At 73.2% G+C, this 6562-nt stretch carries 6 protein-coding genes and 1 pseudogene; 3 read left to right on the plus strand and 4 right to left on the minus strand.

The window, feature by feature from the left end; translation table 11 throughout:
* Both HGA02_RS07740 and HGA02_RS07745 read left to right on the plus strand, forming a co-directional pair.
* The coding region (locus HGA02_RS07740) for a FecCD family ABC transporter permease (RefSeq protein WP_168678538.1) at positions 1-842 on the plus strand (842 nt) is incomplete at its 5' end.
* Between the two features lie 186 nt (positions 843-1028).
* On the plus strand, positions 1029-1994 hold the full coding sequence (locus HGA02_RS07745) for an SIP domain-containing protein (protein WP_168678539.1): 966 nt from the start codon (positions 1029-1031) through the stop codon (positions 1992-1994).
* Between the two features lie 102 nt (positions 1995-2096).
* Here the strand turns inward: HGA02_RS07745 and HGA02_RS07750 are convergent, their stop codons facing one another.
* Positions 2097-2750, minus strand: a complete 654-nt coding sequence (locus HGA02_RS07750) for a TetR/AcrR family transcriptional regulator (protein WP_210728296.1) — start codon at positions 2748-2750, stop codon at positions 2097-2099.
* An 80-nt stretch (positions 2751-2830) separates the two neighbouring features.
* Between HGA02_RS07750 and HGA02_RS07755 the strand changes: the two are divergent.
* Positions 2831-3280: pseudogene (locus HGA02_RS07755) on the plus strand (FAD-dependent oxidoreductase); the annotation flags it as partial.
* Here the strand turns inward: HGA02_RS07755 and HGA02_RS07760 are convergent.
* From HGA02_RS07760 to fdxA, 3 genes are all read right to left on the minus strand, one after another.
* Positions 3253-4671, minus strand: coding sequence for a citrate synthase (locus HGA02_RS07760; RefSeq protein WP_246247541.1), 1419 nt, complete (start codon positions 4669-4671; stop codon positions 3253-3255). The pseudogene HGA02_RS07755 and the gene HGA02_RS07760 overlap by 28 nt on opposite strands.
* A gap of 198 nt (positions 4672-4869) precedes the next feature.
* The gene (dapC, locus tag HGA02_RS07765) at positions 4870-6027 is read right to left on the minus strand and encodes a succinyldiaminopimelate transaminase (protein WP_168678541.1); all 1158 of its coding nucleotides are present in this window, start codon (positions 6025-6027) and stop codon (positions 4870-4872) included.
* Positions 6028-6037: 10 nt separating this feature from the next.
* Positions 6038-6364 (minus strand): ferredoxin, encoded by a 327-nt coding sequence (gene fdxA, locus HGA02_RS07770; RefSeq protein ID WP_013772042.1) that lies wholly within the window; start codon positions 6362-6364, stop codon positions 6038-6040.
* Between the last annotated feature and the right edge of the window lie 198 nt (positions 6365-6562).

Raw genomic sequence — 6562 nt, forward strand, 5'->3', positions numbered from 1 at the left:
GGTACTACCTCGTCGACACCGACGACGTGCGCGTCCTCGCGGCGCTGCTCGCCGGGGCCGCGCTCGGGCTCGCCGGGACGTCGGTGCAGGCCGTCGCGCGTAACCCGCTCGCCGAGCCGGGGCTGCTCGGCATCACCGGCGGTGCGGGCGTCGGCGCGGTGCTCGCGACCTTCCTGCTGCCCGGGACGTCCGTGTGGGGCGTGTCCGTCGGCGCGGTGCTCGGCGCCGGGCTCACGTTCTCGCTCGTCTACGGCCTGTCGTCGCGACGCGGGCTGAGCTCCGACCGGCTCGTGCTCGTCGGCATCGGCGTCTCCGCGGCCGCGACGTCGATCATCACGCTGCTCGTGGTGCTCACGAGCCCGTGGAACACGACGATGGCCCTCACGTTCCTCTCCGGCTCGACGTACGGCCGGACCGCCGCGCAGGTGTGGCCGGTCGCGATCGCCCTCGTCGTGCTGACCCCGCTGCTCGTGCGCTGGCGGCGCGACCTCGACGTCATCGCGCTCGACGACGACGTGCCGCGCGTCCTCGGCGTCCCGCTCGAGCGGACCCGGCTGGGACTGCTCGTGGTGACCGCGCTGCTCACGGCTGTCGCCGTGTCGGCCGTCGGCGTCGTCGGGTTCATCGGGCTCGTCGCGCCGCACCTCGCCCGCGCGCTCGTCGGGTGGTCGCACGCCCGCGTCATCCCCGTCGCCGCCCTTCTGGGCGCGGTCGTGCTCAGCGCGGCCGACACCCTTGGACGGACCGTCATCGCACCTGCGCAGATCCCGGCGGGCCTGGTGGCGGCGCTCATCGGCGCGCCGTACTTCGTCTGGCTCCTCTGGCGCAGCCGCCGCGCCTGACCGCCCGCCCACGCCTGACCGCCTCGCCTGCCCTGCCGGACGCCCGATACCGACATGGCTGCCGTTCGACGACCGCAAACGGCAGCCATGTCGGTATCAACGGCAGCAGGAGTGCAAGGGGCCGCCGTGTCCATGTGACGAACACCCGGGTTTAGGCAAGCCTCACCTTCGCGTAGGGTGGCGGGCGTGACGACGACCACGACGACGGACACCACCGCCGCCGCGACCGACGCCCTGCCGTTCCGCATGTTCGCGGTGCAGGTGTCCGACGTGCAGCGCCTGTGCCCCAGCGTCCTGCGCCTCACCTTCACGGGCGAGGACCTCGACCGCTTCGCGGACAACGGGTTCGACCAGCGCATCAAGTTCTTCCTGCCGCTGCACGGCGCAGGCTACGACGAGCTGCTCTCGCTCGACGGCAGCGCCGACTGGTACGGCCGCTGGCGCGCCCTGCCCGACGACCGTCGCCACACCGTCCGCACGTACACCGCGCGCGCCGTCCGCCAGCACCGCCGCGAGCTCGACGTCGACGTCGTGCTGCACGGCGACCTCGGTCCCGCGTCCCGCTGGGCCGGCACGGCCGCTCCCGGCGACGAGCTCGTGATCCTCGGCCCCAACGCCGACGCGGTCGGCCCGCACGGCGGCGTCGACTTCGTACCCCCGGCGCGCACGGACCGCCTGCTCATCGCGGGCGACGAGACGGCGCTGCCCGCCATCGCGGGCATCCTCGAGCGGCTGCCCGCCGACGCGCGTGGCGAGGCGATCATCGAGATGCCGCACCCCGAGGACCGCCTCGACCTCGTCGCCCCCGCGGGCGTGACCGTCCGCTGGTACGGCCGCGGCGACAGCCCGCACGGCTCGCTCCTCGTCCCCGCGGTCCAGGCCGCGTGCGCGCGCATGCTCCCCGGCCAGGCCCCCGCGCCCGACGTCGTCCTCGAGGACGTCGACGTCGACGAGGGCATCCTGTGGGAGGTGCCCGTCGACTGGTCGACCGGCGCCCCGCTCGCCGAGGAGGCGCACCTCTACGCGTGGCTCGCGGGCGAGGCCGCCGTCATCAAGACGCTGCGCCGGCACCTCGTGTCCGAGTGCGGCGTCGACCGCAAGGCCGTGGCGTTCATGGGCTACTGGCGCGAGGGTCGCTGCGAGGCGAACTGACGCCTCGTCGGCCACGTCCGGCTCGCGCTCCGCGACGCTCGATCTCTGCGCGGGCGGGCCGTCGGCCGTCTCCCGATCCGGCCGGACGCGCTGACGACACCCCTACGACGCGTTCGACCCCGCCGTCACCGCCCGCACGGCCAGCGCGACCGCGGTCCGGAGGTCGGCGACGCTCTCCGGTGTGCCGGGGGGCGGGCCGCTGAGGGACCCGGCCCCGATGAGACGGTCGAAGACGAGGCCGTCGACGAACGCCACCAGGGCGTCGCCGCGTCGCTCCGCGTCCGGCACACCGGCACGGGCCAGCAGCTCGCGGGCCTGCACGCGGAACCCGACGCCGTGTGCGAGGACCGTGCGCAGCTCGGGGTGGTGCGTGGCCTCGAGCAGGCACGCGTAGCGCACGAGCGTGCGGGTGCGCCCGGTGCTGAGCCAGGCGTCGAGGACGACGGCGACCTGGGCGGCGAACGCGTCCACGTGGTCGGGCCTCAGTGCGTCGGCGAGGTCCGCCGGCTCGCCCGCCGACCCGTCGAAGCGGAGTCCCTGGTCCTCGAGCTCGGCCTGGTCCAGGTCGGCGAGCCGCTGGACGACCGCCTCGACGAGGGCCCGGCGGGTGCGGAAGTGCACCGAGGTGGTGCCCGTCGGGACCCCGGCCTGCCTGTCGACCGCGCGGTGGGTGAGCCCGCGCATCCCGGCGTCGGCGACGAGCTGGATCGCCGCGTCCGTGAGGACCGCGAAACGCGGTGGCCGTTGCTGACTCACGAGATCTCCGCCCTCCCTGGCGCTTCTACACGTGTAGTAGCCTCGATTCTACAGGTGTAGTGCTGAGGACAGGGACGGACATGCAGGAAGCACGGAGTGCGGTCGTGGTCGGCGGAGGCATCGGCGGCCTGGCGACCGCTGTGGCGTTGCGACGGGTCGGCTGGTCGGTCACCGTGCTGGAGCGCGCCGACGCGTTCGAGGAGGTCGGCGCCGGGATCAGCCTCATGTCCAACGCGATCACCTCCCTCGACGTGCTCGGTCTCGGCGACGCCGTGCGCGACGGCTCTCGTCCGCAGCTGGGGGGCGGCATGCGGACGCCCTCCGGGGCCTGGCTCTCCCGCCTCGACGGCGCGGCGGTGGAGCGGGAGCTCGGCGTCAACGCCGTCGTCCTCCCGCGCCCGCAGCTCCTCGCGCTGCTCCACGGTGCGCTGCCGGACGAGTCCGTGATCACCGGCGCGACGCCGTCGGCGCTCGTCGACGACGACCACGGCGTCGAGGTGCGCTACGCCCGCGCCGGGCAGGAGGGGACGCTCCGCCCGGACCTCGTCGTGGGCGCCGACGGGCTGCGCAGCTGGGTGCGCGCGCAGCGCTGGCCGGACGCACCGGCCCCCGTCCACGACGGGTCCACCGCGTGGCGCGCGATCACGACGGCTCCGGTCGCGCCGGTGTAGACCTGCCGCGGGCGGCCGATCTTCGTCTGCGGGTCGTTGATCATCTCGCGCCACTGGGCGATCCAGCCGGGCATGCGGCCCAGCGCGAACAGCGGCGTGAACATCGACTCCGAGAAGCCCATCGCCTTGTAGATGAGGCCGGTGTAGAAGTCGACGTTCGGGTAGAGCTTGCGCGACACGAAGTAGTCGTCGTTGAGCGCGATCTCCTCGAGGCCGCGGGCCAGGTCGAGCAGCTCGTCGTTCTTGCCGAGCGCCGAGAGCACCGCGTCGGCGCTCTCCTTCACGATCGCGGCGCGCGGGTCGTAGTTCTTGTAGACGCGGTGGCCGAAGCCCATGAGGCGGACGCCGGGCTCCTTGTCCTTCACGCGCTTCATGAACGCGGTGGCGTCGCCGCCGTTCGCCTTGATCTCGTCGAGCATCTTCAGCACGGCCTCGTTGGCGCCGCCGTGCAGCGGGCCCGACAGCGCGTTGATGCCGGCAGCGACCGACGCGTACAGGTTCGCGTTCGACGACCCGACGATGCGGACGGTCGACGTCGAGCAGTTCTGCTCGTGGTCGGCGTGCAGGATGAGCAGCTTGTCGAGGGCCTGCACGACGACCGGGTCCGGCTCGTACTGCTGGTAGGGCACCGCGAACGTCATGCGCAGGAAGTCCTCGACGTACCCGCGCGAGTAGTCGGGGTAGAGCAGCGGCTCGCCCTTCGACGTGCGGTGCACGTACGACGTGATGGTGCGCGTCTTCGCGAGGATGAGGACCGTGGCGAGCTCGACGGCCTCGGGGTCGTGCGGGTCGAGCGACTCCGGGTAGAACGTCGACAGCGCGTTGAGCGCCGACGACATGACGGCCATCGGGTGCGCGTTGCGCGGAAACGTCCCCATGAACGTGCGGAAGTCCTCGTGCACCAGCGTGTGCCGGTTGACGCGCTCCTCGAACGCCTCGAGCTCCGACGGCGACGGCAGCTCGCCGTGGATCAGCAGGTACGCGACCTCGAGGAACGAGGACTGCTCCGCGAGCTGCTCGATCGGGTAGCCGCGGTAGCGCAGGATCCCCTCGTCGCCGTCGATGTAGGTGATCTTCGACTCGCACGAGGCGGTGTTCATGAAGCCCGGGTCCACCGTGACCAGGCCCGTGTCGCGCAGGAGCGAGGAGACGACGATCCCGTCGTTCCCCTCGGACGCGGTCACGACGGGCAGGTCGCGGGACTGGCCGTCGACGATCAGCTGGACCGGCGCGGTGACGACGTCCGACATGGTGGTTCCTTCCTGCGACGACCCTGGCCCAGGGGATGCGCTGGGCGTCCGGCGGTCGGTTCGTGCGGCCTGCTCGGCCAGCTGCTCCGGCCCTCGTTGGCCAGCCTTGACGGTACCTGCGGCTAGCCTGCCGTGACCAATCCGTGACGGGACCTGGGTCCCGGTGTGACGGTCCTCACAGACCGTTCCTGACGTGGGTCATGCACCGGTGAGGCGGGCGGCCGCCTCCGCGATCCTCTCGTCTGACGCGGTCAGCGCGACCCGCACGTGCCCGGCCGCCGCGGCGCCGTAGAACGCGCCCGGCGCGACCAGGATCCCCTGCTCGGCGAGGTCGCCCACCGTCGACCAGCAGTCCTGACCGCCACCGTCCGGGCGCACCCACAGGTACAGCCCGGCGGACGAGCGGTCGACGACGTACCCGGCCTCCTCGAACGCACCGCGCAGCAGCCGGCGTCGCCGCCGGTACCGCTCGCGCTGCTCCGCCACGTGCTCGTCGTCGGCCAGGGCCGCGGTCGTCGCCGCCTGCACCGGACCCGGGACGATCATGCCCGCGTGCTTGCGGAGCTCGAGCAGCCGGGCCACCAGCGCCGGGTCACCCGCGACGAACGCCGCCCGGTAGCCCGCGAGGTTCGACTGCTTCGACAGCGAATAGACCGCGAGCAGCCCCGTGAGGTCGCCGCCCGTCACGCGCGGGTCGAGCACGCTCGGGACGCCCGACGACGCCCACGGCTCCTCCCACGCGAGCTCGGCGTAGCACTCGTCCGACGCCACCACGACCGGCCGGCCGTCACGCTCGGCGGCCGCACGCGCGGCGTCCACCACGCGACGCAGGTCCTCGACGCCCAGCACCGAGCCGTCCGGGTTGCCGGGCGAGTTCAGCCAGACGAGGCGCACGGCACCGCCGCGCGACGGGTCCGCGAGCACGGCCGCCGGGTCGTCCGTCGGGACCGGCACCGCACCCGCGAGCCGCGCACCCACGTCGTACGTCGGGTACGCCGTCGCGGGGTGCAGCACCACGTCACCGTCGCCCAGGCCCAGCAGCGACGGCAGCAGCGCGACGAGCTCCTTCGAGCCGACCGTCGGGAGCACCGCCGCCGGGTCCAGGCCCGGCACGCCGCGGCGTCGCGCGAACCAGCGCACCACCGCGTCGCGCAGGTCGGGCGTGCCGTGCGTCAGCGGGTAGCCCGGCGAGTCCGCGGCCGCGGCGAGCGCGTCACGCACCACCGCGGGCGTCGGGTCGACCGGGGTGCCGACCGACAGGTCGACGATCCCGCCCGGGTAAGCGCGCGCGCGCTCGGCGAACGGGGTGAGCGTGTCCCAGGGGAAGTCCGGCAGCGCGCCGGTGAGGAAGCCCACGCAGGTGGCGTCAGTCGCCGTGCACGCGCAGCGGCAGCGTCGCGATGATCGGGTGGTCCTTGTCGATCTCACCCATCTTCGCGGCACCGCCCGGCGAGCCCAGGTCGTCGAAGAACTCGACGTTCGCCTTGTAGTACTCGCTCCACTGCTCGGGGACGTCGTCCTCGTAGTAGATGGCCTCGACCGGGCAGACCGGCTCGCAGGCCCCGCAGTCCACGCACTCGTCGGGGTGGATGTACAGCGACCGCTTGCCCTCGTAGATGCAGTCCACGGGACATTCCTCGATGCACGCCTTGTCCTTGACGTCCACACAAGGCTCGGCGATCACGTACGTCACGGTGCGTCCTCCAACGCGCAGGGGGTCTGCCTAGTATCCCCCACATGCGAGCAGGCGTGAGGTCGTGTCCACGGCGGCGAGACCGGCGGTCGCCGCGGCCGACCTCGCGCGACGTCGTGGCGGTCGCGCGGCGGACCCGGCAGGTCGCCGCGTGAGCGTCGACTGGCGCACGCTGCGCCCCGGGGAGCGCGTCGTCGT

The organism is Cellulomonas septica (assembly GCF_012396155.1).
Lineage (GTDB): Bacteria > Actinomycetota > Actinomycetes > Actinomycetales > Cellulomonadaceae > Cellulomonas > Cellulomonas septica.